The following is a 1,953-nucleotide window of genomic DNA, read 5'->3' as shown; positions in this document are numbered from 1 at the left end:
TGGGAGGGCGGACGCCCGACATGCACAGTTTCGCTTGTGGCAACAGTGAAGAATTTGGCAAATGCGATTGCCCTGGCAAGCATGGATTCAGGAACAGGGCAGATGGGACAAAATTGCCGCAATTTCCTGGCACGGTGCTTGCCATACCGATAGCCAAGAGGGCTGATTGTGGATCAGTCGGAGTTTTAAGCGCATCCAAAGAGGAACCAAAAGGTGAATATCTCCCGTATTGCTGATTTCTTGGTCAACCAGGTGGTTAAAACGGCTTCTGGCCTGCAGCAGCAGAGCAAAGATGCCTCACCGCAGGATGTTTCCCGGCCACAGCGGGAAAAACCCTTGCAAAGAACAGTCGATAACGAGCGTAAGGTCACTCCCTCATCGGCCTATCGGGTGACCATTTCCTCGGCGGCCATGCAAAAAATGGCCATGTCGCTTTAATAGTGCGCTGCCGATGGAGCGTTGCGCAATTTTGTACACGAGGCAATTTTTGCCTTCTCTTTGTGCAATGGTTCTAAAGTCTGGCAGGTTATGCAGTGCACCCTCCTGAACTATGGAGTCTGGAGGAGGGTGCGGAAAAAGAGTTGCACGCGCTGGCGACTGTGCGCTCTCTTTCTAGTTGTCGGCGCTTGGCATCATCCCCAGGGCCTGCTTATAGAGCAGAACCATGGTCTCTTCTTCGTCCAGATCTTCCTGATCGCGTTTGCGTTCGCGCAGTACGATGCGCAGGATCTTGACATCGAAACCGCTATTTTTTACCTCCTGGAAAACCTCTTTGACCTGTTCGCCCAGTTGTGTCTTTTCCTCTTCCAAACGTTCGATGCGTTCAATATATTGCAGCAAGTGAGCACCGGTGATTCCAGCGATCTCAATAGGGGTTGTGCTGAGGTTGGCTTGGTGTAATCCTGACATGAATGACTCCTTATGTTATATCATACTGACCTGCGGCACGGGGCGGCAAGCAGAGGTCATGGTTGCATGCTTGTCAGCAATTTGACATCCCTCCCCTGCTGGTAGGAGAAAGAGCAAAGCTCATGCCTATTTCTAACGTGGCGGCCATGCGTGCCGATGATTTGAAGCAACTCTATGCAGTATATGGTGATTTTTATCAGCTTGATCTGGGTGAAAAACAGCTCTCTTGTCGGGTTGTGTTGGAATTGGTGGCGCACGAGCGTGTGCCACTGTTGGCAAACCGACTTGCAGAGCAGCAACCGGATCTATTGGTGGTGATGATGAATCCGGGATCCTCCAAACCTATAGATGATACATATAGACCAAGAGTTGTTGGCTTGGAGGGGGCAGGTGCCAGACCTGAGCGGGTTTTGACTCGTCCAGACAATACACAATATCAGGTGATGCGGGTGATGGCGGCCCAGGGATGGGGACATGCGCGGGTATTCAATCTTTCTGATTTGCGGGAGCCGAAGAGTCTTTTGTGGCGGCAGCAGGTGGAGCAACTGGCAGATGTGCCAGGGGGGGAGCGTCACTCCTTGTTTTGTGCGGCGCGCCGAGAGGAGCGAGAGCGATTAATGGGAGAGAGGGGCAAGATACCGGTATTGGTTGGCTGGGGAAGAGATGCAGGCATGCGTTTTTTGGCGGAACAATGTTTGTCTGTATTAAGCGGTTGGCTGCTGCTGGGAGTGGCGACAGATGCAGAGGGGATCTTTTATGCCCATCCCAGTCCGATGCTGCAGCAGGCTAAAGAGCGTTGGTTGGCGGAGATATTGATGTGTTTGCAGTAACTATTCGCCACCCAAAACTATTGCGGGTCCAGGGAGGGCACCTCCCTGGCCGGGTCCAGGGATGGAATCCCTGGGATTTTGCTTGTAATCTTTTGCCTTTGGCGCGCTTTTCAAACTAAGCCGACGCGCTTTTTGCGTCGGCTTAAGCGCCTAATGGAAGCAAGCTGTGCGGATTGGCGCGCATTTTTGCGCCAATTCGTACAGCATCCCCATG

Annotated in this window: 3 protein-coding genes; 2 read left to right on the top strand and 1 reads right to left on the bottom strand. The window is 52.5% G+C overall.

Features of this window, described 5'->3' with window-relative positions:
* Positions 1 to 213 precede the first annotated feature (213 nt).
* Positions 214 to 438, top strand: coding sequence for a hypothetical protein (locus EJP87_RS15750; protein ID WP_130472802.1), 225 nt, complete (start codon positions 214 to 216; stop codon positions 436 to 438).
* A gap of 174 nt (positions 439 to 612) precedes the next feature.
* On the opposite strand, the gene EJP87_RS15745 is transcribed toward EJP87_RS15750, so the two are convergent.
* Positions 613 to 909 (bottom strand): DUF2312 domain-containing protein, encoded by a 297-nt coding sequence (locus EJP87_RS15745; RefSeq protein ID WP_130472801.1) that lies wholly within the window; start codon positions 907 to 909, stop codon positions 613 to 615.
* 122 nt (positions 910 to 1,031) lie between these two features.
* Here EJP87_RS15745 and EJP87_RS15740 point away from each other — a divergent pair, with 122 nt between their 5' ends.
* A complete protein-coding gene (locus EJP87_RS15740) occupies positions 1,032 to 1,739 on the top strand; it encodes a hypothetical protein (protein WP_130472800.1) in 708 nt (235 codons plus the stop codon).
* Positions 1,740 to 1,953: the final 214 nt, after the last annotated feature.

Origin of the sequence: Candidatus Magnetaquicoccus inordinatus (genome assembly GCF_004217665.1) — a bacterium.
Taxonomy (GTDB): Bacteria; Pseudomonadota; Magnetococcia; order Magnetococcales; family Magnetaquicoccaceae; genus Magnetaquicoccus; species Magnetaquicoccus inordinatus.
The sequence above is the reverse complement of the archived record's forward strand: the minus strand, read 5'-3'. Positions and strand labels throughout refer to the sequence as shown.